This is a genomic window from Stenotrophomonas maltophilia, from assembly GCF_004920835.1.
GTDB classification, from domain to species: Bacteria; Pseudomonadota; Gammaproteobacteria; order Xanthomonadales; family Xanthomonadaceae; genus Stenotrophomonas; species Stenotrophomonas maltophilia_AQ.
Genome location: NZ_QFHO01000029.1, coordinates 13,232 through 39,457 on the forward strand (window position 1 = coordinate 13,232; position 26,226 = coordinate 39,457).

The following is a 26,226-nucleotide window of genomic DNA, read 5'->3' on the forward strand; positions in this document are numbered from 1 at the left end:
GGCAGTCAGCGCTCACTCGTTGGCATTGGCGGCGTCGTTGTCGTCGAACTCGCTGCTGAACTGCAGCGGGGCGTTGGTGTTGCCGGCGGCCAATGACTTCACATAGATCGGCGCCAGCGGTTCTTCCTGGACGATGTCCAGCAGCTGCTCCTTGGCCAGTTCCAGCACCGCCAGGAACGTGACCAGCACGCCCAGCTTGCCTTCTTCGGCGGTGAACAACCCTTCAAAGCGGTAGAACTTGCCGTCTTCAAGCCGGCCGAGTACTTCACCCATGCGCTGCCGGACACTCAGCGCCTCGCGCTTGATCGCGTGGCCGGTGAACAGCTCGGCGCGCTTGAGCACGTCGTGCAGGGCCATCAGCATTTCCTTCAGGTCGACCGGCGGCGGCAGCTTCACCGTCGCCCGTTCGGGCATGAAGGCGTGGGCCAGGCTGGTATCGCGGTCCTGGCGGGGCAGGGCGTCGATGTCCTCGGCAGCCTGCTTGAAACGTTCGTACTCCTGCAGCCGGCGTACCAGCTCGGCACGCGGGTCGGCCTCATCGCCTTCCTCGCTGACCGGGCGCGGCAGCAGCATGCGCGACTTCACCTCGGCGAGGATCGCGGCCATCACCAGGTACTCGGCGGCCAGCTCGAAACGCAGCTCGCGCATCACCGTGATGTATTCCACGTACTGCCGGGTGATCTCGGCCACGGGGATGTCCAGCACGTCCAGGTTCTGCCGGCGGATCAGGTACAGCAGCAGGTCCAGTGGGCCTTCAAAGGCATCCAGGATGACTTCCAGCGCATCCGGCGGGATGTACAGGTCCTGCGGAATCTGCAGGACTGGTTGCCCATGCACCACGGCCAGCGGCATTTCCTGCTGCTGGGGGGCGGGCGGCCGGGTTGGCGGGTTCGCGTCGAGCGCGAGTTCGGAAGTCATCTAATGGACATCAGGATTGCAACGGACCAGTCGCGGCACCGGGTTCACCGGGCCAACGCCACGGAGCCCCAGGGCACCAGACACGCCGGGATCGGCGCGCTTCCACACATATCAAACAGCAGGACGCGCCGCAGGGAACGGCAGCGACGGGACTACGGGGAGGTCGTCTACGTGGCCCCTTTGAAACAGCGGGACGGTCGTCGGGGGCTGCGTTGGCCGCAAAAACCGACGGGCTGCTGCATCCAGCCACGTGCAATGGAGTCTAGAGTAAGCCTTTGCCGCGCCAGTGTCCAGCTGCGACCGGGGCAGGGGCCGCATTGGCTAGAATCAGCGCACCGACAACGCGAGCGAGGAAATGCCGGTGTGGTATGTGATCGAAGGGTATGACGGCCAGGATGTCCTGGCGCAACGACTGCAGGCGCGGCCGGAACACCTGGCGCGGCTGCACGCGCTGCGCGACGAAGGTCGCCTCCTGTTGGCCGGGCCTTGCCCGGCGGTGGACAGCGAAGACCCGGGCCCGGCCGGTTTCAGTGGCTCGTTGGTGATTGCCCAGTTCGATTCGTTGCCGCAGGCGCAGGCCTGGGCCGATGCCGACCCCTACGTGGCGGCAGGTGTCTACACCCATGTGCAGGTGCGGCCGTTCCGCAAGGTGCTGCCGTGAACGCGGAACGGATCGAGCGGATTCGTGATGCGCTGCAACAAGCGTTGGCCCCGATCGTGCTCGAAATCGAGGACGACAGCCATCGCCATGCTGGCCATGCCGGCGCCCGCGACGGTCGTGGCCATTTCAACGTGCATGTGGTCAGTGATCGGTTCGCCGGGCTGGGCCCGCTGGCCCGTCACCGCGCGGTCTACGCCGCGCTGGGAGCGATGATGGAGACGGATATCCACGCGCTGTCCATCCGTGCGCTGACCCCGTCAGAACAGGGCTGAGGCCTTGTCCCACGCTGTCCTGGCCGGTCCCCGCAGGGGCCGGCGCAGACAGATTTCCATGTCCATTTCGGGACATTCGCCTAACGGACTGTTTACAAGCCCAGATGGAAACGCTTACATTCCGCGCCAATGCTGGTAGGTCCAAGCCGTGGAGGGCGGCTTCGTGAACAAGGCAGCTATCACAATCAAAGACGTCGCACGCGAAGCCCGGGTCTCCGTGGCCACGGTTTCCCGCGCGCTCAACGGGCATGAAAATGTCGCCGAACCGGTCCGCCAGCTTGTGCTGGAGGTCGCCGCACGGCTGCGTTACACCCCGCACGCCGCCGCCCGCAGCCTGAGCAGCCGCCGCACCAATACGGTGGGGGTGGTGCTGCCGGACCTGTACGGTGAATTCTTCTCCGAGTTGATGCGCGGCATCGACAACGTTGCCCGTAGCCGTCGCCAGCACCTGCTGGTGTCCAGCTACCACGGCGACCAGGAACAGCAGGGCGCCGCCCTGCGCGCCATGCGCGGCCGCGTCGATGGCCTGCTGGTGCTCTCGCCTTATGCCGAGAGTCCGGGCTTCCTGACCGACAACCTGCCGCAGTCGTTGCCGACGGTGTTGATCAACACCTATCTGCCCGGTCAGGACCATCCGGTGTTGAGCATCGACGACCATGCTGGTGCGATGGCGATGACCCGCCACCTGCTCGAGGCCGGTCACCGCCGCATCGCCTTCATTTCTGGCCCGGACCTCAACTTCGACGCGCGCGAGCGCCTGCGTGGCTTCCGTGACGCGCTGGCGGCTTTTGGCAGTGGCGCCGAAGGCATCGAGCTGCCCGGTGATTTCGACGAAGCTTCCGGCCACCGCGCCGGTCAGGAGTTGCTGGCAGCCGGAGCGCTGCCCGATGCCGTATTCGCGGCCAACGACATGATGGCCCTGGGCTGCCTGTATGCGTTCACGCAGGCCGGTGTCCAGGTCCCGTCCGATGTCGCGCTGGCGGGTTTCGATGACATTCCGCTGGCGCGTTTCGTCCACCCGTCGCTGACCACCATGCAGGTCAGCATCGCCGAGCTCGGCGACCGGGCCATGACGCGCCTGCTGCAGTTGATGGACGGCACCTCCACGGACGGGACAGGGGACAAGCAGACCCTGGTTCCCCGCTTGATAGTTCGCGATTCCACCACTCCGCCATCGGGCCATTGAAGCCAGAGGCGTTCCTTCTTTTTTGATTGATCGCAGGGACCGCGCAAGCGGTCACCGCCACCCGGAGATTGAGTTGATGATGCACACCACCTTCCGCACGCCGGCACGCCGGCTGCTGAGCACCGCACTGGTCAGTTGCCTGATGCTGGCCGCCGCTCCGAACGTCATGGCGCAGTCGGCCAACGCCAGCCTGCGCGGCCAGGTTGCCGGCGCCCAGGCAGGCACCGAAGTCACCGCCACCAACGTGGCCACCGGCACCGTCCGCCGCGGCACCATCCGCGCCGATGGCAGCTACTCGCTGATGGGCCTGGATCCGGGCACCTACAACGTGGTCGCTAACGGCCAGACCCAGAAGGTCACCGTCACCGTGGCCTCGACCGCCACCCTGAACTTTGCCGACGCCGCCAGCAGCACCCCCGGCGCGACCGCGGCCACCAACCTGGACACCGTCAACGTTGTTGCGCCGACCCTGCTGCAGGAAGTGCGCACCTCTGAAGTCGGCAAGACTGTCAGCCTGCAGCAGATCCAGACTACCCCGCAGGTGTCGCGCAACTTCCTGGAGTTCGCCGACGCGGTGCCGGGCATGATCTTCACCCGCGATGCCAAGGGCAACACCTCGCTGCGCGGCGGCGCCACCAATTCCGATGGCACCAACGTCTACATCGATGGCGTGGGCCAGAAGAGCTACGTCAAGGGCGGCGGCATCTCCGGCCAGTCCGGAAGCGCAGGCAATCCGTTCCCGCAGCTGGCCATCGGTGAATACAAGGTCATCACCGGCAACTACAAGGCCGAGTACGGCCAGGTGTCCAGTGCAGCGATCACCGCCGCCACCAAGTCCGGTACCAACGAGTTCAAGGGTGAAACCTTCTACCGTTACACCAACGACAGCATGCGCGCGATGACCCCGGCCGAACGCCAGCCGGGCAAGAGCAAGGAAGAATCGGCCGAGAAGGAATATGGCTTCGCCTTGGGTGGCCCGATCATCCAGGACAAGGCCCACTTCTTCGTCACCTATGAAGCCAAGCGCTTCGACCTGCCGGTGACCATTGCACCGGACGGCGCAGTGACGCCCGCTGCCGCCAAGCTGCCGGCTGACGGCGCCGCTGGCCTCGGCCCGGCCAGCCAGCCGTTCCAGCAGGACCTGATCTTCGCCAAGATCGACTTCGAGCCGACCGACAACGATCGCATCGAACTGACTTTCCAGGACCGCGACGAGACCCAGCAGCAGTTCAGTGGTCAGACCGCAAAGGTTCACGGCAAGGTCGTTGACAACACCGACCGCCGTTACGCCCTGCGCTGGAACCACAGCGGTGAGCGCTTCTACAACGAGCTGATGGTCACCCATGAAGAGGCCTTCAACAACCCGCTGCCGCTGAGCTTTGGCAACGGCATCATCTACACCGCACCGGATTTCGGTGACTCGGACGCCAACCGTCCGCAGGAGAAGACCCTTGTCCAGGTCGGCGCAGCCGATGCCTTCGCCTCGCAGGTGAAGGGCCAGAAGGGCTGGGCGATCGAGGACAACCTGACCCTCGATGGCCTGCAGTGGGCCGGCGACCACACCATCAAGATGGGGGCCAAGTACAAACAGATCGACCTGTACGCCTCCGACGCGGCGCAGATCAATCCGCAGTTCTCCTACACCATCGACAACCCGGCGTTCCCGTCGGGCACGCCGTACAAGGCCCAGTTCACCAAGGCCAGCACCGGTGTCACCGGCGTGCAGTCTGAAGTGCGCGCCAAGGTCAAGCAGATTGGTCTGTTCATCCAGGATGACTGGCAGGTCAACGATCACCTGCAGCTGAACATCGGCCTGCGCTGGGATTACGAAAAGAATCCGGTCTATACCGATTTCGTGACCCCGCCGGAGGTCGTGAAAGCGCTGTTCTCGCAGGATCCGAACGCGCCGGTGGGCGTGTCCCAGACCTACGCGCAGACGCTGGCGCTCAGCGGATTGAACGTCAACGACTACATCAGCACCGGCCACAACCGCAAGAATTTCAAGAATGCCTGGCAGCCGCGCCTGGGCTTCTCGTATGACGTCAATGCCGACGAACGACACGTGTTCCATGGTGGCGCCGGCCGTTCCTATGACCGCGACCTGTTCGACAACCTGGCACTGGAAACCACCAAGCTGGCGCTGCCGCAGCCGACCGTGTATTTCCGCAACCCGGCCACCGGCAACTGCATGTATGGCCAGACGCCGTGCTTTGACTGGAACCCGAACCTGCTGAACGGCATCGAGAACGTGCAGGCACTGCTGGGGGCCACCAGCAATGAAGGCATGGAGGTCGATCTGCTGAACAACAACATGAAGGTGCCGTACGCCGACCAGTTCAGCCTGGGCATGAGCAACCAGTTCGGCGAGTGGCTGACCGATGCCACGATCTCCCGCACGCTGACCTATGACGGCTTTGCCTTCACCCTGGGCAACCGCTTCAACAACGGCAACTTCTTTGACAACCAGATGCTGTGTGGTGCCAAGGAGCCGACCTATGGCCAGCCGTGGAACTGCAACATTCCGGGCTTCGGCAGCCTGATCATCGGCCAGCAGGGCATCAAGACCCGATCGACCCAGGTCCTGCTGTCGGCGCAGAAGCCGTACAGCAAGGAAAGCGGCTGGGGCACTTCGATCGCCTACACCTGGACCAACGCGCGTCACAACCGCAACATCAACGAGCATTACTCGTTCGATCGCGGCACCATTGGTGAATACCCGACCATCAAGTCCAACGGCGCGCCGCGTCACCGCCTGGTGGTGACCGGTTCGTATGATGGCTTCTGGGGCATCACCTTCGGTGGCAAGCTGACCCTGGCCACGCCGACGCCGGGCAACGACTGGTCCTGCATCGCCCAGGCGGGCACCGCCAACTGCCTGCCGACTCCGGCCGCCGGTACTCCGGGTGGCAATGGCCGCTTCCTGCTCGGTGGCAAGATCTTCGGCTACCGCTCGCTGGATCTGCAGGCGACCAAGACCTTCAAGCTGGCTGGCGATACCGAGCTGTACGCGCGTATCGACATCATCAACGTGCTCAACTTCGACAACTTCTCGAACCTGAACTACGTCAAGCAGGACGGCAAGCTGCTGGTGAGCTACAACGAGACCGGCGACGTCATCGGTACCCCGCGCCAGGTCAAGGCGGAAGTGGGCTTCCGCTTCTAAGCCGATCCGCCTGAAGCAATACCCGATGCCGCCGGTCCGCCGGCGGCATCGGCAGGATGAAAAAACGGCAATGGCCGGCCCGGTGCCGGTCCATTGCCCACGCCGCTGCCGGCCAGGGGGCAGCGGCGTGGGCAATGATCGCGGTGTCAAACCACGTTTTTCGTGGTTTTTTAAGAACGCATCTTGTAAACGATTTCAGATCATTGGACGGTATGCTTTCCCATCGATCAGACCACCGGAGAAATCGCGCCATGCTGGCACGCCATCTGTTGTCCGTCGCAGCGTTGAGCCTGGTCGTTGCTGCCTGCCAGCCGGCCCAGCAGGAGCCTGCCAAGCCTCAGCCGCAGGTGATCCTGATCGAGGCCGACGCGCCACCGCGGCCGATGAAGCCGGTGCTGCCGCCGCTTTTCGATGACATCGAACGCCGTACCTTCCAGTTCTTCTGGGACACCACCAACGAAATCAACGGTCTGACCCCGGACCGTTACCCGTCGAGGCCGTTTGCCAGCATCGCCTCGGTTGGCTTCGCGCTGACTGCCTATCCGATCGGCATCGAGAACGGTTGGGTCAGCCGCAACCAGGCCATCGACCGCACGCTGACCACCCTGAAGTTCTTCCGCGACGTGCCGATGGGCCCGCAGCGCACCGGCAAGGCCGGCTACAAGGGCTTCTACTACCACTTCCTGGACATGCAGGAAGGCCGCCGCTACGACAGCTGGGTCGAACTGTCCTCGGTGGATACCGCACTGCTGATGATGGGCGTGTTGTTCGCGCAGTCGTACTACGACGGCGACGATCCGCGCGAGAAGGAGATCCGCCAGATCGCCGACACGCTGTACAAGAAGGTCGACTGGCCGTGGCTGCAGCAGCGTGCACCGCTGATCTCGATGGGCTGGTTCCCGGAGAGCGGCTTCATCGACCACGACTGGATGGGCTACAACGAGGCGATGATGGTCTACATCCTCGCCCTGGGCTCGCCGACGCATCCGGTCAGCCCGGATGCGTGGACCGTGTGGACGCGTACCTATGACAACGACTGGGGCGTGTACCAGGGCCAGGAATACCTGTCATTCGGCCCGTTGTTCGGCCACCAGTACAGCCACGTCTGGATCGACTTCCGCGACATCCAGGACGCGTACATGCGCGAGCGCGGCAGCACTTATTTCCTCAACAGCCGCTCGGCCGCGCTGGCCCAACGCGAATACGCCATCGCCAACCCCATGCAGTGGAAGGAGTACGGCGAGAACGTGTGGGGCCTGACTGCCAGCGACGGACCGCAGAACACCACCCAGGACTATCGCGGCGAGCAGCGCCAGTTCCGCCATTACTCCTCGCGCGGCGCTGGCCTGCGCGAGAACTTCGATGACGGCACCATCGCTCCCACCGCTGCGATCGCGTCGGTGGTGTTCGCCCCCGAGCAGGTGATCCCGGCCACGCTGGAGATGCACAAGCGCTTTGGCGACTACATCTATTCCAGCTACGGCTTCCTGGATTCGTTCAACCCCAGCTTCAACTACGACATCCCGATCAAGACCGGTCGCCTGGTGCCGGATCGGGGCTGGGTCGCCAGCGATTACATCGCCATCGACCAGGGCCCGATCCTGACCATGATCGCCAACTACCGCGATGACTTTGTCTGGGAAGTGATGAAGAAGAACCCGTACATCCGCAAGGGCCTGGAGCGGGCCGGGTTCAACGGTGGCTGGCTGGCGCCGGAAGGCTCCTTCCAGCCGCTGGAACTGCAGAAAGACGAAAAGGCCGCGGCGGCACGCGCGGTGGGTATCGCCGAATCACGCGCGGCTGCCGCGCAGGAACAGAAGAACAATGCCAACCGCACCACAGGCCAGGGCAAGTAACCTGATGCCGAACTGGATCGACCGCCTGCGCCGCTGGGCGCTGCCTGCCCTGGCCGCATTGGCCGTGGCCGGCTGCGCCCGCACCGAGCCGGGCACCACCACCGTGCGCTTCTGGGCGATGGGGCGCGAAGCCGAGGTGGTCAGCGAATTGATCCACGAATTCGAGGCCGAGAACCCCGGTATCAAGGTGGATGTGCAGAACATCCCGTGGACGGCCGCGCACGAGAAGCTGCTGACCGCGTTCGCCGCCGACGGCCTGCCGGACGTGTGCCAGCTCGGCAACACCTGGGTGCCGGAGTTCGCCGAACTCGACGCGCTGACGCCGCTGCAGCCGTTCGTGCAGCGTTCGGCCGTGGTCGACCCGAAGGACTATTTCCAGGGCATCTGGGATACCAACGTGATCCACGGTGAACTGGTCGGCGTGCCGTGGTACGTCGATACGCGCCTGATCTACTACCGCAAGGACCTGCTGGCCAAAGCCGGCTATGACCACCCGCCGCGCACGTGGCAGGAGTGGGACGAGCAGATGGCGGCAATCAAGCGAATGCAGGGCCCGAGCCGCTATGCGGTGCTGATGCCGATCAACGAGTTCGAGCAGCAGCTGTCGCTGGCGCTGCAGCAGCCTGATCCGCTGCTGCGCGACGATGACACCCGCGGCAACTTCGCCAGCCCCGGTTTCCGTCGCACGCTGGCCTTCTACGCCAACATGTTCGAGCAGGGCTGGGCGCCGAAGATGTCCGAGACGCAGATCTCCAACGTCTGGGACGAGTTCTTCCGTGGCTTCAACGTGTTCTACATTTCCGGCCCCTGGAACATCCGCGAGTTCAAGAAGCTGCAGCCGAAGGAACTGGAAGGGCAGTGGGGCACCGCCGCGCTGCCGGGCCCGGATGGCCCGGGCGCCGGTATTGCCGGTGGCACAAGCCTGGTGATCTTCCGCAAGTCGCAGCAGAAGGAAGCGTCGTGGAAGCTGATCGAGTTCCTGTCGCGGCCGGAAATCCAGGCGCGCTTCCATTCGATCATCGGCGACCTGCCGCCACGCCGCAGCACCTGGAACGCGCCTTCGCTGGCCAACGATCCGCTGGCTGCTGCGTTCCGTGACCAGCTGGAACGGGTCAAGCCGACGCCGAAGGTGCTTGAATGGGAGCGCATCGTGCAGGAAATGCGCATCGTCACCGAGAAGGTGGTGCGCGGCGGCCTGCCGCAGGACAAGGCCGTGGAAGAACTGGACCAGCGCGTGGACAAGGTGCTGGCCAAGCGCCGCTGGATGCATGAACAACAACGCCTGCAGCAGCGCGTGCCGTCGCCGCAATCGAGCAGTGCCGTGGCCGCCGGGAGCGCGCAATGAAACGTACTTCACTTGCCGGCTGGATCTTTGCCGGTCCCTCGCTGATCGTGCTGGGCATGTTCTTCGGCCTGCCGGTCGCCTCGGCGCTGGCGCTGAGCGTGACCGACTTCGACCTGTATGCCCTGGCTGACAGCAGCAACCTGCGCTTCGTCGGCCTGGGCAACTATGTCGACTTGCTGCAGACGCCGATGTTCTGGAAGTCGCTGTGGAACACGACCTACTTCGTGCTGATCGGCGTGCCGTTGTCGATCGGCGTGTCGCTGGGCGCGGCGATGCTGCTGAATGCACCGGCCGCGCGCTTCAAGGCGTTGTTCCGTACCGCGCTGTTCGCGCCGGTGGTGACCACGCTGGTGGCGGTGGCGGTGATCTGGCGCTACCTGTTCCATACCAGCTACGGTCTGGTGAACTACGGTCTGGGGCATCTGGGCATCAGTCCGATCGACTGGCTGGGCGATCCCAACTGGGCGATGCCGACCATCATGCTGTTCGCGGTGTGGAAGAACTTCGGCTACAACATGGTGATCTTCCTGGCGGGCCTGCAGGCGATCCCGCATGACCTGTACGAGGCCGCCCGCATCGACGGTGCCTCGCGCTGGAAGCAGTTCCTGCACATCACCCTGCCGATGCTCGGCCCGGTGCTGCTGGTGGTCGGCGTGATCACCGTGTCCGGCTACTTCCAGCTGTTCGCAGAGCCCTACGTGATGACCCGCGGCGACCCACTGCAGAGCACCGTCAGCGTGCTGTATTTCATGTTCGAGGAAGGCTTCAAGTGGTGGAACCTGGGACGCGCCTCCGCAGTGGCGTTCCTGCTGTTCCTGATCATCCTGGCGGTGACCACCGTGATGCTGCGTTTCGGCCGCAAGAGGCAGTTGGTATGAGTCGTGAAATCGGCCAGTCGCGCTGGTATCCGTGGTTGATCAATGGTGCGTTGCTTGTGCTGGCCCTGGTCAGCCTGGCACCGCTGCTGTGGATGCTCTCGGTCTCGTTCATGCCGCAGGGCGAGGCGACCCACTTCCCGCCGCCGTTGCTGCCGTCCAGCATCACCACGCGCAACTACCATGAGTTGTTCGCGCGCACCGGCATGGGTGGCAACTTCGCCAATAGCCTGCTGGTGTCGGTGGGCATCACCCTCGGCTCGCTGCTGCTCAACACCATGGCCGGCTATGCGTTCGCCAAGCTGAACTTCGTCGGCCGCGAACGCCTGTTCCAGGTGTTGATGGCCGCACTGGTGATCCCGGCACAAGTGGCGATGCTGCCGCTGTTCCTGCTGATGAAGCAGCTCGGCCTGGTCAACAGCTTCGGCGGCGTGATCGTGCCGGCGCTGGCCAGCGTGTTCGGCATCTTCCTGGTCCGCCAGTACGCGCGTTCGATCCCCGACGAACTGCTGGAAGCAGCGCGCATCGATGGGGCAGGGGAGTTGCGCATCTTCTTCCAGATCGTGCTGCCGATGCTCAAGCCGGTGCTGGTGACCCTGGCCATCTTCACCTTCATGGGCGCATGGAACGATTTCATGTGGCCGTTGATCGTGCTGACTGACCAGGAGCACTACACTTTGCCGGTGGCGCTGGCCACCCTCTCGCGCGAGCACATCATGGACGTGGAAATGATGATGGCCGGCGCGGTGGTCACCGTGGTTCCGGTGCTGGCGCTGTTCCTGGTGCTGCAGCGGTACTACATCCAAGGTCTGTTGCTGGGGAGCGTCAAAGGATGAAGCGAGCGATCGCCGTTGGACTGGGCCTGTTGTGGACCTCCCTGGCGATCGCCGCACCTCCGGCGCTGCCGGCGCCGAAGGTGCTGGACGACTTCGACGACATCAGTGCCTGGAAGCTGGTGCTGTCCGACCAGGTCAGCGGTTCGCTGCGGCCGGTCAGCGGTGCCGGCGGCGGCCGCGCGCTGTGCCTGGATTACGACTTCCACAACGTCTCCGGCTACGTCGGCATCCGTCGCGCGCTGAACATCGAATACCCGGTCAACTATCGTTTTGGCTTCCAGCTGCGCGGTGACTCGCCGGGCAACGACCTGCAGTTCAAGCTGATCGACGCCAGCGGCGATAACGTCTGGTGGGTCAACCGTCCTGGCTACGCCTTCCCCAAGACATGGACACCGGTCGAGTATCGCCGCCGCCAGATCGACAAGGCCTGGGGGCCGTCGCCCGAGAAGGAGATGTCGCGCAGCGCGGCGGTGGAGTTCACCCTCTACAGCAAGGTCGGTGGGCGCGGCACGGTGTGCTTCGACAAGCTGACCCTGCAGGGCCTGCCACCGCAGGATGATTCGGCGCTGGTGCCGTCGGTGATCGCAGATACCGCGATGGCGCTGCAGGACCGCATGATCGATGGCAGGAGCGATACCTTCTGGATCAGTGGCGGGGTCAAGCAGCAGACCATCAGCCTGGACCTGCACAAGAGCCGCGAGATCGGTGGCGCGGTGATCGACTGGTTGCCGAACCTGGAGGCCCGCCGCTACACCGTGCGCACCTCCGAGGATGGCCGTGACTGGCGCACCGTGCGTGAGGTGACCAGTGGTGCCGGTGGCCGTGATTGGCTGGCGCTGCCGGATACCGATGCACGCTACGTGCGCTTCGACCTGCAGGATGGCCCGAACTGGCGCTACGGCATCCGTGACATCGCGCTCAAGCCGTTGGCCTTCGCCGCGACCCCGAACGCATTCCTGTCTTCGGTGGCCGCCGACCTGCCGCGCGGGTCGCTGCCGCGTGCCTACGTGGGCGAGCAGCCGTACTGGACCCTGCTGGGCCTCGATGGCGGCCAGGAGCAGGCGCTGATCAGCGAGGACGGCGCACTGGAGCCGGCCAAGGGCAGCTTCAGCATCGAGCCGTTCATCCGCCTCGATGGCAAGCTGCTGGACTGGTCCAAGGTCGCCATCACCCAATCGCTGCAGGACCACTACCTGCCGATCGCCAACGTCGATTGGGTACATGAGAAGGCCGGCCTGGCGGTAACCAGCTTCGTGCAGGGCACTCCCGAGCGCGCGCAGCTGATCGGTCGCTATCGTCTCAGCAACCCGGACAAGGTCGCGCACGAGTACACCCTGGCGCTGGCGATCCGCCCCTGGCAGGTCAACCCGCCGACACAGTTCCTCAACACCGTCGGTGGCTTCAGCCGCATCGATGCGCTGGATGTCGGCGAGCAGCTGGTGCGGATCAATGGCGAGCCGCGCATCTATCCGCTGCAGGTGCCGGACGCACGCTTCGCCAGCACCTTCGACGGCAAGCTGGATGTGATGCATCTGGCGGAGGGAAAGTATCCGGCCACCACGACGGTGAAGGACAGCACCGGCATGGCGTCGGGCGCGCTGATGTATACGATCAGGCTGGAGCCCGGCCAGAGCCGCGAAGTGGCGGTGGTACTGCCGCAGACCGGAGGTTGGGCGCCGCAGGCACTGGACGTGGCCAAGGCCCAGGCCCAGGTGGCTGAACAGTGGCGGCAGAAACTGGGCGTGGTGTCGCTGCAGGTGCCGGCTGCCGGCCAAGCGCTGGTCGACACCCTCCGCACCGCGGTCGCGCACATGCTGATCTCTCGTGTTGGCCCGCGCCTGCAGCCGGGCACGCGGTCATATGCACGCAGCTGGATCCGAGACGGCGCGATGATTTCCGAAGGCCTGCTGCGCATGGGTCGCAGCGATGCCGTGCGCGACTACATCAACTGGTACGCGCCCTACCAGTTCGAGAATGGCAAGGTGCCGTGCTGCGTCGACGCGCGCGGCAGCGACCCGGTGCCGGAAAACGACAGCCACGGCGAGTTGATCTACAGCATCGCCGAGTACGGCCGCTACACCGGCGACAGCACTTTCGTGGAACTGATGTGGCCGCACGTACAGGGCGCCTACACCTACATGGAGCAGCTGCGCGCCAGTGAGCGCACCGACGAGAACCGTGCGCGCAATCCGGCCTTCTACGGGATGATGCCGGCGTCGATCAGCCATGAGGGTTACTCGGCCAAGCCGATGCACTCGTACTGGGACAACTTCTGGGCGCTGCGTGGCTACAAGGATGCGGCGCAGCTGGCCACCCAGCTGGGCAAGGTTGAAGCGATGCAGATTGCCGAATCGCGCGACCAGTTCCGCGACGACCTGCAGGCGTCGCTGCTGTCGGCGATGCAGCAGCACAACATCGACTATCTCCCGGGCTCGGCCGAGCTGGGCGACTTCGACGCGACCTCGACCACCATCGCACTGGCCCCGGGCGGCGAGCAGGACCGGCTGCCACAGCAGGCGCTGGAGGCGACCTTCGAGCGCTACTGGAAGGAGTTCGTCGCCCGCCGTGACGGCAAGCGCGAGTGGAAGGACTACACGCCTTACGAATGGCGCAACGTGGCCGCGTTCGTACGCCTGGGCTGGCGCGACCGTGCCTGGCAGGCCACCGAGTTCTTCTTCAAGGATCGCGCGCCGCAGGCCTGGAACCAGTGGGCCGAAGTGGTCTCGCGTACGCCGCGCAAGCCGTTCTTCGTCGGCGACCTGCCGCATGCCTGGGTGGCCTCGGACTTCGTGCGCTCGGCGCTGGACATGTTTGCTTACCACCGCGACATGGACGACGCGCTGGTGCTGGCCGCGGGCGTGCCGAGCGCGTGGCTGCAGGGCGAGGGCATTGCCGTGCAGGGCCTGCGCACACCGCAGGGCCAGCTCAACTATCGCCTGCAGCGCAGCGAAAAGCAGCTGGTGCTGGACGTGCAGCCGGGCCTGGTACCGCCGGTCGGTGGCGTGGTGCTGCCATGGCCATACGCGGGTGATCCGGGCGAGGCGACCATCAACGGCGAAACGGCCGAGTGGGTCAACAAGGAACTGCACGTGCACCAGTTGCCTGCGCGGGTCGAGATTGAAGTGCCAAGCGCGGTGCGCCGCGCAGAACGCAAGGGACAGTAACGATGAAACAACAGGGGGCGAGGGCGCGCACGGTCGTGCGTGCCCTTGGGCTGGCCGTCGCGTTGGCACTGCCAGGCTTCACGATGGCGGCGGCAACGCCGGCAACGACGTTGCCGGCCGATACCGCCCATGCGTCGGGCATGAGCATGGTCACCTTCAATCTGCATCATGATCGCGAGGACTGGCCGAGCCGCCGGCGCAGCATCGTTGCCGAACTCAAGCGCCTGCAGCCCGATGCGATTGCCCTGCAGGAGGTGATCCAGCGCCGCACCCTGCGCAACCAGGCGCAGTGGCTGGCCAGCCAGCTCGGCTACACGTATCTGTTCGTTTCCACCGATCCGGTCGGGGCCCCGAAGCGCTATGGCAATGCGCTGCTGACCCGGCGCCCGGTGCTGGCCCGGAACGATCACCTGCTGCTGCCACTGGATGACTACCGCACCGTCGCCCATCTGCGCATCGACGTCGATGGCAGACCGGTGAACGTCTATGCCACCCATCTCAATGAGCGCAGCGATGAAAGCGGCCAACGTATCCGTCGCACCCAGGTGGAGGATCTGCTGCGCTTCATCACGGCCACTTCCGCTGCGGCACCGGTGGTGATCGCAGGCGATTTCAACGCGCTGGTGGATGCCGGCGATCTGAGCGAACTGCGCAGCCACTACGGCGACAGCTACGGCAGCGTGCATGTCAACACCGACCTGGCCGGGGTCAGTACGCTCAACCGCCACTATTACCAGGCGCCATCGCGGATCGATCACATCTTCTTTCAGCAGGATGAAATGGTGGCGCGCGAGGCGAGGATCCTGTTCGATCAGCCCGACGACAGCGGCCGCTGGGCCTCGGACCACTACGGCGTGTGGACCCGCCTGCAGTTCGCGCCGAAACCCTGACGCAGACACGCTTCGGTAGGTGCCAACCTTGGTTGGCACGAACCAACAGCGCCGACCAGGGTCGGCCTCTACCCAACGCACAAACAAAAACGACGGGGATCATCGATCCCCGCCGTTTGGTTTTCACGCGATCAAAGATCGATCAGTTCGCCGGCGGCGTGCGCTTGGCGGCTTCTTCGTCTTCTTCGTCGGTCTTGGCTTCAGCAGCCTGGGCGGCAGCGTCGGTGTGGCCATCGGCGACCGGGTCGATCGACGGCGTCACCACCGCCTCGGCGACCGGTGCAGCGGCTTCCACCGGTGCGGCTTCCACCACTACCGCAGCGACCGGCTGTTCAGCGATCGGCGCGGTCTCGACGACCTGCGGCGCTTCAACCGCCGCGGCAGCTTCAACCACGATCGGCTTCGCTTCAGCCACCGGAGCGGCTTCAACCATGGCCGGCTTCGACTCGACCACCGGAGCGGCTTCAACCACCGCCGGCTTCGACTCGACCACCGGAGCGGCTTCAACCACCGCCGGCTTCGACTCGACCACCGGAGCGGCTTCAACCACCACCGGCTTCGCTTCGATCACCGGAGCGACCTCTTCCACGACCGGCTTTACTTCTGCCACCGGGGCGGCAACGGCGACCGGCTGTGCCGGGGTTGCTGCGTCGATGGCGTCGAGCATGCTGGTCTGCACCGGCGAGGATGCCGTTTCGGACTTGGCAATGGTCTCAACCGGGTCTGCGGTCTCGGCGACGGCCGGAACGGCGGCCTCGACCACGGCGCTGCTTACCACCGCGACCGGCGCGGCCACGACAGCTGCGGCGGCGCGGGCCGGCTTCTCTGCTTCGACGGCGGCCGGTTCGGCCTCGTCGTCGAAATCGAACTCCGGCTGCGAACGGGTCAGCTGGCTGACGCCGACCGGAGCGGCCTCGCCGGTGTTGCCGACGTTCGGTTCGGTGCCGTCAGCGTCATCGCCTTCGTCACCGTCGTCCTGATCGTCGCCCAAGGCGTCATTGCCGGTGGCGTTCTCGGCGCCACCGCGGCGGCGGCGGCGGCCACCACGACGGCCACGACGACGACGGCTCGCGCCCTCGCCAGTCTGGTCGCCCGTGGCCTCGGCCGCAGCCTCTTCACCGGTCACGACAGCAGCTTCAGCCTCGGCGCCTGCGGCCATGGCGGTGTCGACCACCGGGGCAGCGTCCACCGGAGCGGCAGTGGCAACCGGTGCAACCGGTGCAGTGGCTTCCTGCGCGGTCACGGTATTGGCGACGGCCGCCGTCGCGGTCACCGCGGCGGCCGCGGTTGCCACTTCAGCAGCGGCTTCGGCGGCGTTGCGCTGCGGCTTTTCGGCCGGCTTGTCGCCGTCCTGCTGCGGACGCGGCTGCCGGGGTTGCTTCAGCTTCGGCTGCTGCTGCTGCGGGTTCTGGGCCTGCGGCTCGTTGCGCTGCTTGTTCTGCTGCGGCTGCTGCTGGCCGTCCTTCTGCTGATCCTTCTGCTTGCCCTGCTGCGGCTGCTGGGCATTACCAGTGCCAGGATTGGCGCCGTTGCCACCCTGGCGGCCGTCCTTGCGCTGCTCACCGCGGTCCTTGCGGTTGCCGCCGTCCTTCTGCTGCTGCGCATTGCCGTTGCCGCGGCTGTCATCGCGACGGTCCTTGCGGTCCTTGTTGCGATCCTTGTTGCGGTCACGGCGGCCACCGTCCTGTTGCGGCTGGCGTGCGGCCGGAGCCGGTGCGGGCGCCGGTGCCGGCTCGCCGCCAAAGATGCGCTTCAGCCAGCCGACGACGCCACCACTGGCGGCTGCGGCCGGAGCGACTGCGGCCACTGGTGCCGGAGCCGGGGCTGCAGCCGGCTCCACTTCCTCACGCACCGGGGCGGGGGAGTTGTGCTTGACCTGGGTCACCATCGGCGGCGGAATGTTCAGCTGGCCCTTGGTCAGCGCGTGAACCGGCAGCTTGCGCGGGGTGCCGCGCTGGTAACTCGGCCTGCCACTTTCCTCGCCCAGCTCGTTGTCGCGCAGGCGGGTGACGGCGTAGTGCGGGGTGTGCAGCTGCTCATCGGCGACGATCACGATCGGCGCCTCGTGGCGCTGCTCGATCTCGCGCAGGGCGCTGCGCTTCTCGTTCAGCAGGTAATTGGCGATCTCCACCGGGGCCTGTACCAGCACCTGCCCGGTGTTCTCCTTCATCGCATGCTCTTCAGCGACGCGGATGATCGACAGCGACAGCGACTCGACGCTGCGCATGCGGCCGTGGCCGTCGCAACGCGGGCAGACGATCTGGCTCGACTCGCCCAGGCTCGGGCGCAGGCGCTGGCGGCTCATTTCCAGCAGGCCGAAGCGCGAGATGCGGCCGACCTGCACGCGTGCACGGTCGTACTTCAGCGCGTTGGCGAGGCGGTTTTCGACCTCACGCTGGTGCTTGTTGGAGGCCATGTCGATGAAATCGATGACCACCAGGCCACCCAGGTCGCGCAGGCGCAGCTGGCGGGCCACTTCCTCAGCCGCTTCCAGGTTGGTCTGGAACGCGGTGTCCTCGATGTCGCTGCCCTTGGTGGCGCGCGAGGAGTTGACGTCGACGGCGGTCAGCGCTTCGGTCTGGTCGACCACGATCGAACCACCCGACGGCAGGCGCACGTTGCGCTCGTAGGCGCCCTCGATCTGCGATTCGATCTGGAAGCGGTTGAACAGCGGGATGTCGTCCTTGTAATGCTTGAGCTTGCGCAGGGTCTGCGGCATCACCTGCTGCATGAACTCCTTGGCGTGCTCGTACATCTCCTCGGTGTCCACCAGGATCTCGCCGATGTCGGCGCGCAGGTAGTCACGGAGGGCGCGCACGATCAGGCGCGATTCCTGGTAGATCAGGAAGGGGGCCGGCTTGCTCAGGGCCGCTTCGGCGATCGCGCGCCAGACGTTGAGCAGGTAGTCCAGATCCCACTGCAGCTCTTCGGCATCGCGGCCGACGCCGGCGGTGCGGATGATCACGCCCATGTCGTCGGGGATGTTCAGCTTGTCCAGGGCGTCCTTCAGGGCGGCCCGGTCCTCGCCTTCGATGCGACGGGAGACACCGCCCGCGCTGGGCGAGTTCGGCATCAGCACCATGTAGCGGCCGGCCAGCGAGATGAACGTGGTCAGGGCAGCGCCCTTGTTGCCGCGCTCTTCCTTGTCGACCTGGACAACGATTTCCTGGCCTTCCCTCAGCAGCTCGCGGATGCCGGCCTTGTTGTGGTCGACACCGGCCTGGAAATAGTCGCGGGAGATTTCCTTCAGCGGCAGGAAGCCATGGCGGCCGCCACCGTACTCAACGAAGGCCGCTTCCAGCGAGGGCTCGATGCGGAAGATCCGGCCCTTGTAGATGTTGGACTTCTTCTGTTCCTTCGACGGCTGTTCGATGTCGATGTCATACAACGACTGGCCATCCACGATGGCAACACGCAGCTCTTCAGCCTGCGTGGCGTTGATCAGCATTCGCTTCATTGTTGCGTTCCTCGCAAGCGGCTACCGCGCGGAACGCCATGGGGTTTCGCCTCTGGACACGGTTCGCCGCCCATTCGCGCAAGCGCGGGGAGGGCGGCTTGGGTTTCCAGCGCTACGACACCACGGCAGGCCGCGGGAGCGCTTCACTCTTATGGGTTTTGGGGTGTTACAAGGCCGCAGGCAGCTGTCAGCCAGGCTGGAGCGCCACGCGGGACATGTTCAGCACGGTTGTGTGTCAGACATCCGGCGATGGCCGGGAAGGCCGGTGAGCCGCTAACATGGCCGCCCCGCGGGCGGTGGTCGCGCACTGTGCCGGATTCGTCGGAAGCTGGGCTTCTGGCCCTGAGTAACTTCCAACGAAATCAATCCCTTATATCGCCCCCCGAGTGTAACAGAATAAACAGCCTGATGACCGCCCAAGACCCCACCAAGCCCGCTGGCGACAAGCCTTCCGTGCGCATGATCACCGTTCCCGCCGACCGCGCCGGCCAGCGCCTGGACAATTTCCTGCTGGGCCAGCTGAAAGGCGCTCCGCGCAGCCTGGTCTACAAGCTGGTGCGCAGCGGCCAGGTGCGCGTGAATGGCGGCCGTGCCAAGGCCGAGCGGAAGCTGGAAGCGGGCGATGAGGTGCGTGTGCCGCCGGTTCGTCTCACTGAAGAGGGAGACAAGGCCGGCCCGCCGGAGGCGTTCATGCGCCGCCTGGAGCAGGCCATCGTCTTCGAGGATGCCCGCCTGCTGGCCCTGAACAAGCCGACCGGCGTGGCCAGCCACGGTGGCAGCGGCATCAGCTTCGGCGCCATCGAGACCCTGCGCGCCCTGCGGCCGGGCCAGACCCTGGAGCTGGTCCACCGGTTGGATCGCGACACCTCGGGCCTGCTGATCGTGGCCAAGAAGCGCTCGGCGCTGAGCGAACTGCAGGCGCTGCTGCGTGAAGACCATGGCGCCGGCATCCGCAAGCGCTACCTGACCCTGCTGGCCGGGCGCATGCCCGACGGTGTGATGACGGTCGACGCGCCTCTGCACGTGGGCCTGCGCCAGGGCGGCGAGCGCCATGTGCAGGTCAATGCGATCGGCAAGGAATCGATCAGCCACTTCCGGGTGCTTGAGCGCCGCAGCGGCCATTCCTACTGCGAGGTGCGCATCGAAACCGGCCGCACCCACCAGATCCGCGTGCATGCCCAGCATCTGGGGCACCCGGTGGCCGGTGACGACAAATACGGCGATCCTGCGGTCAACAAGCGGCTTCGTGAGCAGATCGGGCTGAAACGCCTGTTCCTGCACGCTGCGTCGCTGGAGTTCGCGCTGGACGCGGGCAAGACACCGTATGTGCTGAACGCGCCGCTGGCTGATGAGTTGGTCGAGGCGCTGGACCGGCTTCGCTGAAGGTAGCGCCGGGCCATGCTCGGCGTCTCCCCCTGTGGAATCGAGCCATGCTCGACTGCGCTTCGGTAGGGTCGCGCGGAAAGCCCATCGAGCAAGCTCGACTTTACGGAGTGGGCCGCAAACCCCTCACCACTTGAACAGCACCAGGCTGATCGCCAGCGTGCCCATGCCTGCCACCAGTCCATACACCGTCTCGTGGCCCTTGGCATAGCGCTTGGCCGCCGGCAGCAGCTCATCCAGCGCCAGGAACACCATCACACCGGCGATCAGCCCGAACACCCAGCCGAAGGTGGCGTGCGACAGTGATCCGGACAGCAGCCAGTAGCCAAGCGCCGCGCCCACCGGTTCGGCCAGGCCCGACAGCAGGCTGGCGCTGAATGCGTAGAACTTGTTCTGGGTGGCGAAGTACACCGGCACCGCAATGGCGATGCCCTCGGGAATGTTGTGGATGGCAATGGCGAAGGCAAGCGGCATGCCCACCGACGGGCTCTCCAGCGTCGCGAAGAACGTTGCCAGCCCTTCCGGGAAATTGTGCGCGGTGATCGCGATCGAGGTCAACAGGGCGACCCGCTTCAGGTACTCGCGGCTGTTCTCGCGGAACGCCGGGTCCTGCTTGTCCAGGCTGTCATGCGGGTTGGGGATGAAGTGATCGATCAGCACGATCACGATCACGCCGAGCAGGAAGGCCAGGGTGCCGTAGGTGAAGCCGGTGCGCTCGCCATAGGCCAGCGCGAACGAGGCAATGGACTTGTTGAGGATCTCCGACAGCGACACATAGACCATCGCACCACCGGCGAAGGCCAGGCCGAACGCCAGCAGGCGCGGATTGGGCCGGCGCGAGAACAGCACCAGCAGGCTGCCGATGGCGGTGGCGAGGCCGGCCGCGAGGGTGACCGCCAGCGCGATCCAGACATTTTCGGGGGGAATCTGCAGCATGTACCGACGCGATCCTGGTCAACAGACAACCGCCCCGGACAGGGCCGGGGCGGCAAGGGCGAGGCGGGCGTCGGCTGGCCTCGTCGGGTGCGGGCGATCAGCCGCCGCGGCGCAGGCGTTCTTCAATCGCGAAGCACTGGTCTGGCTTCGGCTGCGGCGGGTTGAAGCTGACCGGCACCTGGATGGTGGCGGGCACCGGCTGGCCATTGCGGGTGGCGGCGTTGAACTGCCAGCCCTGCACGGCGGTCTTGGCCAGCTCGTCCAGTTGCGGGTTGCCGGCGCCGGTCAGCAGGGCGACCTCGCTGGGCTTGCCGTCGGTACCGATGGTCACCTTGAAGGTGCTGGTACCCCCCACGCCCATGCAGGCCAGTTCCAGCGGGTACTGCGGCGGCGGCGTCTTAACCGCAGCCACTTCAGTCGGCGGCGGCGGGGGCGGGGCCGCCGGTTCGGACGCGCCACAACCGGCCAGGCCGGTCGCAGCGATCAGGGACAGGCTCAGCAGGCGTACGTTCATGGCAGTTGCTCCGTCAGGGCCGAAGTCTTGGCCGCGCAGATGAAGTCGTTTTCGCTCAGGCCGCCCACGTCGTGGGTGGAAAAGCGCACGACCGCGCGGTCGTAGTGCACGCCCAGGTCCGGGTGATGGTCCTCGTGGTGGGCAATCCAGGCCAGCGCGTTCACGAAGGCCATGGTGGCGTAGTAGTTCTTGAAGCGGAAGGTGCGCAGCAGCGCCTGGCCTCCCTCGCTCAGCTCCCAGCCGGGAACCTGCGGCAACAGTTCGGCCAGGCGGGCTTCGCCGAGCTTGTGGTCGCTGCCTTTGCGCGGCACGCAACGGGCCTGGGCCAGCGGAATCAGGTCGGCCATGGGAATCTCCACCTCGTGTTGACTGAACAATGCGCCGGACGGTGTATAAACCGAATGAGCGGCTGACGCTTACTTGGCTAGAATAGCCTGATGATCCAGATCTCCGACACTGCCCAGACCCATTTCCGCAAGCTGATCGAACGCGAGGGCGCGCCCGGCATGGGCGTGCGCCTGAGCGCGGTCGATCCCGGTACCCCGCGCGCCGATGCCCGGCTGGAGTTCGCCGAGCCGAGCGACCTGCTTGGTGACGAGTGGGCGGTGGACTGCGATGGCTTCACCCTCTACGTCGATGCAGCCAGCGTGGGTTGGCTTGACGGTGCCGAGATCGACATCGTCGCCGGTACCGCGGGCGCCCAGCAGCTGACCATCAAGGCACCGCGCATCAAGGGCGAAGCGCCCGGTGATGCCGCCTCGCTGGTGGAGCGCGTGCACTGGGTGGTGGAAAACGAAATCAACCCGCAGCTGGCGTCGCATGGCGGCAAGGTGGCGGTGCAGGAAGTCTCGGCTGAAGGCGTAGTGCTGCTGCGCTTCGGTGGTGGTTGCCAGGGCTGTGGCATGGCCGATGTGACCCTCAAGCAGGGTATCGAGAAGACCCTGATGGGCCGCGTGCCGGGCGTGACCGCTGTGCGTGACGCGACCGACCACGACAGTGGCCACGCGCCGTATATTCCTCGCGGCAACGCCGCCTGATCGCTGACGCGTGCCTCTGACCCGGGCCGAGCAACTCATCGACCTGCTGCTGGCCCGCCAGCAGCCAAGCGCCGTCCTCGAAAAAACCACGCGCCTGCCGTACGGCTGGGCGCTGTGGCTGCGCTCGCTGGGCCCGCTGTCGCGGCCGTTGCATGCCCGCGAAGTGATTGCGGTACTGCTGCCGCGCCCGCTGCCTGGCCCGCCCGGGCGGTTGCCTGCGTTGTCCCCCTGGCAGGCGCTGCGCCGCCTGTTCTGGCAGGACTGGGATGCGGCGCCGCGCGACCAGCGCTGGATGCGTTGGATCTCGGCACTGGCCAGTGCGCTGCTGCACCTGCTGTTCTTCGTACTGTTGCTGTGGGTCGCCGTGATCCGCACCACCGAGCCGGAGCAGGACGGTGCCGAAGGCGAGCGTGTGCAGGTGGAATTCGTCGGACGCGCCACACAGGAAGGCGGGGGCGATCAGCCGGGTGCCGAGGCGGCTGCGGCGGCACCGGCCGGCCAGGTTGCCGTCGGCCAGGAAGCAGGGGCAGCGACTGCACCTGAGCCGCGTCCTGCGGCCGCGTCGTCGCCCGCACCCGCACCGGCTCCAGCACCGACAGCCAGCGCGCCGTCGCCGCCGGCCGAAGCCGACCCCGCACCGGTTGCCGCGCCGCCGCCGTCGCCGGTGCAGGCTACCGAAGTAGCCCAGGCCAGCACCGATTTCGTGGTGCCTCCGGTCAGCGTGCCGCGCACCGAAGTCAGCATCGTGCCGCGCGATACCACGCCCTCGGTACGCGAGCGCAGCGTGCAGCCGGTGCAGGCAACGCCGACGCCCACTACGGTGCAGGCGCCTGAGGTTGCGGTGCGATCGCCGCAGTTGCGCGAGATCCAGGTGCAGGAGCGCGAAGTCAGTACGGTCGACGCGCCGGTTGTGCCGCAGCCGCTGCGCACGGCCGACGTGCAGGTGCGCGTGCCGCAGCGGGACGTGCAGGTGCGCGAGCGTGAAGTGCAGGCGGTGGTCGATCCGCAGGTGCGGATGGCAACCGTCGCCGGTCGTGAACCGGCGGTGCATGCGCCGGCGGGTCGTGACGTACAGGTGCGCGAGCGCGAAGTAGCCTCGGCACCGGCGGCAGCCCCATCGTCTTTCAGTGGGAATGCACCCGCGGCAACGCCCGCGCCGGCAGCCAATGGCAGCGCGACGCAGGCGAACAGCAGTACTGCGCGGCCTGCTGCATCCAGCACGACCCCGGCTCAGGCAGGGGCGCGCCCGGCGCCCAATCCGGGCAACTGGGCCACGCCCGCCAAGGGTGATGACTGGGGCGCATCGAACCGCAACCATGACGGCGCCGACAAGGGCGCCCGCCAGGCCAGCACCACCGGCAAGGGCAGTGGCCTGTTCAATGCAGATGGCAGCGTGCGCGTGCCGGGCCAGGAAGGCGAGGGTCGTGCCGAGCGCGGTGCGCCCGGTGGCGCCAACGATGGCTGGAGCAAGGAACGCATTGCGCAATCGGGCACCTGGTTGAAGCGACCACCGTACGACTACACACCCACCTCGTTCGACAAGTACTGGGTGCCGCAGGAATCGCTGTTGGCCGAATGGGTGCGCAAGGGCATCAAGGCGATGGAGATTCCATTGCCGGGTACGAACTCGAAGATTTCCTGCGTGATCTCGATCCTGCAGGCGGGCGGCGGCTGTGGGCTGACCAACCCGAACATGCAGGACCAGCCGGCCGTGGCGCGACCGCCGCCAGACATCCCGTTCAAAAAGGAACTGCAGGAAGATAACGGCAGCCGCTAGGCAGGGGGCCGCGCCCCGCACGCTGGCCGGCTCGCGCTTTGGTAGGTGCCAACCTTGGTTGGCACAGAAACGCCGACCAAGGTCGGCATCTGCCAAGGCATCAGCGCATGCCGACCAAGGTCGGCATCTACCAGGGCATCTACCTCACGCGCTCTGCGACAGGAATACCCAGAACGGTACGTCGCGGCCGACCCAGTCGCGGCTGGCTTCGTCCATCACGTCCAGCAGGGTATCGAAATCCTTCTGCGTGGCCGCACGGAATGCGTCGACATCGGCCAGGAACAGCGCATAGCCGTTGGCCGGCAGCCACTGCAGGTCGCGCAGATTGTCCGACAGCGCATCCCAGTTGCCGCCGAACCCCGCCGGGAAATCCAGCTGCGCAGCCAGACGGGCAAGCAGGGTGCGCTTGTCGGCCACGCCATCCAGGTCGATGCGTATCACCTTCAGGCCGGCATCGCGCATCGCTGCGGCCAGTGCGCTGATGTCGTCGCTGTCGATGGCATAGACGCCGGCATTGTTGATGTCGTGCAGGCCGAGGCCGAAATCGTCGTGGCTCATTGCTGCGCTCCCGGGGCCGGTACGGTGAAGCTGCGGAACGATGCGTAGTGGTCGTCGGTGTAGTACCACGCCTCCGGCGGATCGCCACCGGTGACGATGCGGCGCGTGCCGCGGGTACGCGCACCGGGGGTGTCAACGGTGTATTCGCGGTAGTAGCCGCGCGAGCGCTGCGGCAGTTGCTGTTCGCGGTTGCCGAAGATGCTGCCGTCCTGGCGATGCGGGAACGGACCGCCGCGCTGGATCAGGGCAATGGTCTGGCGTGCCTCGGCGGGCAGGAAGGCCGGCAGGCCGCTGTCATTGCTGCTGCGCGCAGGCGTTGTGCGTGCAGCGGGCGCGCTCTGCAGGTCCGGTGCGAACTGCGGCGCCGGAGGCCGCTGCATGAAATGGTTGACGACCAGGCCGAGCACGAGCAGGGCGATGGCGGTGATCAGCAGCCGGGGGTTGCGCATGGGGCAGGGGCGGGAGAGGGTGGTGCAGGCACTGTAGCGCCTGTGCGCTGCACGGTGCATGAGGACGGCGTCGCGTCACTGCTGCGTAACAATTGCCGTCGTGCTCACTGGCAGGACGCAATTTCCTTTACATCCCCCTTGGTAATCTGGCGGTCTGTCCCCATCATTCACCGCGCAACGCCCGACACCGTCGGGTGCCCTCGCAATCAGGAGATGCATCATGGCCTACACCCTGCCCAAGCTGTCCTACGCCTACGACGCGCTGGAACCGCATATCGATGCGGCGACGATGGAAATCCATCACACCAAGCATCACCAGACCTACATCAACAACGTCAACGCGGCGCTGGAAGGCACCGAGTACGCTGACCTGCCGGTCGAAGAACTGGTGAAGAAGCTCAAGTCGCTGCCGGAGAACCTGCAGGGTCCGGTGCGCAACAACGGTGGCGGCCATGCCAACCACTCGCTGTTCTGGACCGTGATGGCTCCGAATGCTGGCGGCAACCCGGTGGGCGACGTGGCCAAGGCCATCGACAAGGACCTGGGCGGCTTCGACAAGTTCAAGGACGCCTTCACCAAGGCTGCGCTGACCCGTTTCGGCAGCGGCTGGGCATGGCTGAGCGTGACCCCGGACAAGAAGGTCGTGGTCGAGAGCACCGGCAACCAGGACAGCCCGCTGATGGAAGGCAACACCCCCATCCTCGGCCTGGACGTGTGGGAACACGCGTACTACCTGAAGTACCAGAACCGTCGTCCGGAATACATCGGCGCGTTCTTCAACGTCATCGACTGGAACGAAGTCGAGCGCCGTTACCAGGAAGCGATCGCCTGATCGCAGTGACTGGATGAGCGGAAAAGGCCGGGGGAGACCCCGGCCTTTTTTTGTCTGTCAGTCCTGGAAATGGGGCTGATTCCGGTAGGTGCCGACCTTGGTCGGCACGGAAACATG

Annotated in this window: 21 protein-coding genes; 14 read left to right on the plus strand and 7 right to left on the minus strand. The window is 65.9% G+C overall.

The features are described 5' to 3' along the window. Window positions 1–12: 12 nt before the first annotated feature. On the minus strand, window positions 13–918 hold the full coding sequence (locus DI041_RS17195) for a segregation and condensation protein A (RefSeq protein WP_046984371.1): 906 nt from the start codon (window positions 916–918) through the stop codon (window positions 13–15). Between the two features lie 361 nt (window positions 919–1,279). Between DI041_RS17195 and DI041_RS17200 the strand changes: the two genes are divergently transcribed. From DI041_RS17200 to DI041_RS17245, 10 genes are all read left to right on the plus strand, one after another. Next, on the plus strand, window positions 1,280–1,579 hold the full coding sequence (locus tag DI041_RS17200; protein ID WP_046984387.1) for a YciI family protein: 300 nt from the start codon (window positions 1,280–1,282) through the stop codon (window positions 1,577–1,579). Next, the gene (locus DI041_RS17205; RefSeq protein WP_046984370.1) at window positions 1,576–1,851 is read left to right on the plus strand and encodes a BolA family protein; all 276 of its coding nucleotides are present in this window, start codon (window positions 1,576–1,578) and stop codon (window positions 1,849–1,851) included. The genes DI041_RS17200 and DI041_RS17205 overlap by 4 nt, the downstream gene beginning before the upstream one ends. Before the next feature lie 148 nt (window positions 1,852–1,999). Continuing rightward, window positions 2,000–3,037, plus strand: a complete 1,038-nt coding sequence (locus tag DI041_RS17210) for a LacI family DNA-binding transcriptional regulator (RefSeq protein ID WP_046984369.1) — start codon at window positions 2,000–2,002, stop codon at window positions 3,035–3,037. Window positions 3,038–3,113: 76 nt separating this feature from the next. After that, window positions 3,114–6,200, plus strand: coding sequence for a TonB-dependent receptor (locus DI041_RS17215; protein WP_136639501.1), 3,087 nt, complete (start codon window positions 3,114–3,116; stop codon window positions 6,198–6,200). Window positions 6,201–6,451: 251 nt separating this feature from the next. Next, window positions 6,452–8,056, plus strand: a complete 1,605-nt coding sequence (locus tag DI041_RS17220) for a glucoamylase family protein (protein ID WP_136639502.1) — start codon at window positions 6,452–6,454, stop codon at window positions 8,054–8,056. Between the two features lie 4 nt (window positions 8,057–8,060). Next, complete coding sequence (locus DI041_RS17225) at window positions 8,061–9,401, plus strand: sugar ABC transporter substrate-binding protein (RefSeq protein WP_006378067.1); 1,341 nt, start codon at window positions 8,061–8,063, stop codon at window positions 9,399–9,401. Beyond that, a complete protein-coding gene (locus DI041_RS17230) occupies window positions 9,398–10,279 on the plus strand; it encodes a carbohydrate ABC transporter permease (protein ID WP_046984366.1) in 882 nt (293 codons plus the stop codon). The genes DI041_RS17225 and DI041_RS17230 overlap by 4 nt, the downstream gene beginning before the upstream one ends. Then, window positions 10,276–11,112: a carbohydrate ABC transporter permease gene (locus DI041_RS17235; RefSeq protein ID WP_006378064.1), complete on the plus strand. Its 837-nt coding sequence runs from the start codon at window positions 10,276–10,278 to the stop codon at window positions 11,110–11,112. Before DI041_RS17230 ends, DI041_RS17235 begins: the two co-directional genes overlap by 4 nt. Next, window positions 11,109–14,276 (plus strand): discoidin domain-containing protein, encoded by a 3,168-nt coding sequence (locus DI041_RS17240; protein WP_136639503.1) that lies wholly within the window; start codon window positions 11,109–11,111, stop codon window positions 14,274–14,276. The genes DI041_RS17235 and DI041_RS17240 overlap by 4 nt, the downstream gene beginning before the upstream one ends. A 2-nt stretch (window positions 14,277–14,278) precedes the next feature. Next, a complete protein-coding gene (locus tag DI041_RS17245; protein WP_136639504.1) occupies window positions 14,279–15,166 on the plus strand; it encodes an endonuclease/exonuclease/phosphatase family protein in 888 nt (295 codons plus the stop codon). 142 nt (window positions 15,167–15,308) lie between these two features. Here the strand turns inward: DI041_RS17245 and DI041_RS17250 are convergent, their stop codons facing one another. After that, window positions 15,309–18,623, minus strand: a complete 3,315-nt coding sequence (locus DI041_RS17250) for an Rne/Rng family ribonuclease (protein ID WP_136639505.1) — start codon at window positions 18,621–18,623, stop codon at window positions 15,309–15,311. Between the two features lie 408 nt (window positions 18,624–19,031). On the opposite strand from DI041_RS17250, the gene DI041_RS17255 reads away from it, so the two are divergent. Beyond that, window positions 19,032–20,006, plus strand: a complete 975-nt coding sequence (locus tag DI041_RS17255) for an RluA family pseudouridine synthase (RefSeq protein WP_136639506.1) — start codon at window positions 19,032–19,034, stop codon at window positions 20,004–20,006. A 126-nt stretch (window positions 20,007–20,132) separates the two neighbouring features. Here DI041_RS17255 and zupT read toward each other — a convergent pair whose 3' ends face one another. The 3 genes from zupT to DI041_RS17270 all read right to left on the minus strand — a co-directional run bounded on the left by zupT (window position 20,133) and on the right by DI041_RS17270 (window position 21,803). Beyond that, window positions 20,133–20,942, minus strand: coding sequence for a zinc transporter ZupT (gene zupT, locus DI041_RS17260; RefSeq protein WP_006456115.1), 810 nt, complete (start codon window positions 20,940–20,942; stop codon window positions 20,133–20,135). A gap of 97 nt (window positions 20,943–21,039) precedes the next feature. Further along, a complete protein-coding gene (locus DI041_RS17265) occupies window positions 21,040–21,456 on the minus strand; it encodes an energy transducer TonB (RefSeq protein ID WP_046984361.1) in 417 nt (138 codons plus the stop codon). Continuing rightward, window positions 21,453–21,803, minus strand: coding sequence for a 4a-hydroxytetrahydrobiopterin dehydratase (locus DI041_RS17270; RefSeq protein ID WP_006377739.1), 351 nt, complete (start codon window positions 21,801–21,803; stop codon window positions 21,453–21,455). Before DI041_RS17270 ends, DI041_RS17265 begins: the two co-directional genes overlap by 4 nt. 90 nt (window positions 21,804–21,893) lie before the next feature. On the opposite strand from DI041_RS17270, the gene DI041_RS17275 reads away from it, so the two are divergent. Further along, window positions 21,894–22,493 (plus strand): NfuA family Fe-S biogenesis protein, encoded by a 600-nt coding sequence (locus tag DI041_RS17275; protein WP_006377738.1) that lies wholly within the window; start codon window positions 21,894–21,896, stop codon window positions 22,491–22,493. Window positions 22,494–22,503: 10 nt separating this feature from the next. Next, window positions 22,504–24,270, plus strand: a complete 1,767-nt coding sequence (locus tag DI041_RS17280; RefSeq protein WP_136639507.1) for a hypothetical protein — start codon at window positions 22,504–22,506, stop codon at window positions 24,268–24,270. 144 nt (window positions 24,271–24,414) lie between these two features. Here DI041_RS17280 and DI041_RS17285 read toward each other — a convergent pair whose 3' ends face one another. Both DI041_RS17285 and DI041_RS17290 read right to left on the minus strand, forming a co-directional pair. Continuing rightward, entirely contained in the window at window positions 24,415–24,828 is a 414-nt protein-coding gene (locus DI041_RS17285) for a barstar family protein (RefSeq protein ID WP_006377729.1), read from the minus strand. Further along, the gene (locus DI041_RS17290) at window positions 24,825–25,277 is read right to left on the minus strand and encodes a guanyl-specific ribonuclease (RefSeq protein WP_136639508.1); all 453 of its coding nucleotides are present in this window, start codon (window positions 25,275–25,277) and stop codon (window positions 24,825–24,827) included. Before DI041_RS17290 ends, DI041_RS17285 begins: the two co-directional genes overlap by 4 nt. Before the next feature lie 220 nt (window positions 25,278–25,497). On the opposite strand from DI041_RS17290, the gene DI041_RS17295 reads away from it, so the two are divergent. After that, window positions 25,498–26,109: a superoxide dismutase gene (locus tag DI041_RS17295; protein WP_005410310.1), complete on the plus strand. Its 612-nt coding sequence runs from the start codon at window positions 25,498–25,500 to the stop codon at window positions 26,107–26,109. Window positions 26,110–26,226 lie beyond the last annotated feature (117 nt).

Excerpts from the sequence above, each read along its gene's own strand:
- DI041_RS17230 (WP_046984366.1), top strand. The coding sequence starts at position 9,398 with ATGAAACGTACTTCACTTGCCGGCTGGATCTTTGCCGGTCCCTCGCTG.
- DI041_RS17255 (WP_136639506.1), top strand. The coding sequence starts at position 19,032 with ATGACCGCCCAAGACCCCACCAAGCCCGCTGGCGACAAGCCTTCCGTG.
- DI041_RS17245 (WP_136639504.1), top strand. The coding sequence starts at position 14,279 with ATGAAACAACAGGGGGCGAGGGCGCGCACGGTCGTGCGTGCCCTTGGG.
- DI041_RS17220 (WP_136639502.1), top strand. The coding sequence starts at position 6,452 with ATGCTGGCACGCCATCTGTTGTCCGTCGCAGCGTTGAGCCTGGTCGTT.
- DI041_RS17275 (WP_006377738.1), top strand. The coding sequence starts at position 21,894 with ATGATCCAGATCTCCGACACTGCCCAGACCCATTTCCGCAAGCTGATC.
- zupT (WP_006456115.1), bottom strand. The coding sequence starts at position 20,942 with ATGCTGCAGATTCCCCCCGAAAATGTCTGGATCGCGCTGGCGGTCACC.
- DI041_RS17215 (WP_136639501.1), top strand. The coding sequence starts at position 3,114 with ATGATGCACACCACCTTCCGCACGCCGGCACGCCGGCTGCTGAGCACC.
- DI041_RS17295 (WP_005410310.1), top strand. The coding sequence starts at position 25,498 with ATGGCCTACACCCTGCCCAAGCTGTCCTACGCCTACGACGCGCTGGAA.
- DI041_RS17240 (WP_136639503.1), top strand. The coding sequence starts at position 11,109 with ATGAAGCGAGCGATCGCCGTTGGACTGGGCCTGTTGTGGACCTCCCTG.
- DI041_RS17225 (WP_006378067.1), top strand. The coding sequence starts at position 8,061 with ATGCCGAACTGGATCGACCGCCTGCGCCGCTGGGCGCTGCCTGCCCTG.
- DI041_RS17250 (WP_136639505.1), bottom strand. The coding sequence starts at position 18,623 with ATGAAGCGAATGCTGATCAACGCCACGCAGGCTGAAGAGCTGCGTGTT.
- DI041_RS17265 (WP_046984361.1), bottom strand. The coding sequence starts at position 21,456 with ATGAACGTACGCCTGCTGAGCCTGTCCCTGATCGCTGCGACCGGCCTG.
- DI041_RS17235 (WP_006378064.1), top strand. The coding sequence starts at position 10,276 with ATGAGTCGTGAAATCGGCCAGTCGCGCTGGTATCCGTGGTTGATCAAT.
- DI041_RS17290 (WP_136639508.1), bottom strand. The coding sequence starts at position 25,277 with ATGCGCAACCCCCGGCTGCTGATCACCGCCATCGCCCTGCTCGTGCTC.
- DI041_RS17270 (WP_006377739.1), bottom strand. The coding sequence starts at position 21,803 with ATGGCCGACCTGATTCCGCTGGCCCAGGCCCGTTGCGTGCCGCGCAAA.
- DI041_RS17285 (WP_006377729.1), bottom strand. The coding sequence starts at position 24,828 with ATGAGCCACGACGATTTCGGCCTCGGCCTGCACGACATCAACAATGCC.
- DI041_RS17195 (WP_046984371.1), bottom strand. The coding sequence starts at position 918 with ATGACTTCCGAACTCGCGCTCGACGCGAACCCGCCAACCCGGCCGCCC.